The 273-nt window shown below is 67.4% G+C and carries 1 pseudogene; it reads right to left on the bottom strand.

From position 1 onward, the window contains the following. A pseudogene (locus AC3XQU_RS23870) lies at nucleotides 1–273 on the bottom strand (cyanophycin synthetase); the annotation flags it as partial.

The following is a 273-nucleotide window of genomic DNA, read 5'->3' as shown; positions in this document are numbered from 1 at the left end:
CGGCGCTGGCGGCTGCCCGTGCCGAGCTGGTACAGGGCGTCATGTTCGGTGATCCGGGTCGCCGGGATGCCGCGTTTTCGTGCACCCTGCAGCACCGCCGCCGTCAGCGGATCGATGCGGTAGCGTTCCGACTGTTTGACCAGCTGCACGAAAGGCGTGGCGTAGTCGAACGGGCGGCCGTGGGCCAGCGCGTCAACCAGGTACACCGCCAGCGAAAATGCGGACTGCGCGATGTGTTCGATCTGGCAGGCGCAAATGACGCGCCGGTGCGAC

It is taken from the genome of Telluria sp. AZSoR62 (assembly GCF_058111565.1).
The sequence above is the reverse complement of the archived record's forward strand: the minus strand, read 5'-3'. Positions and strand labels throughout refer to the sequence as shown.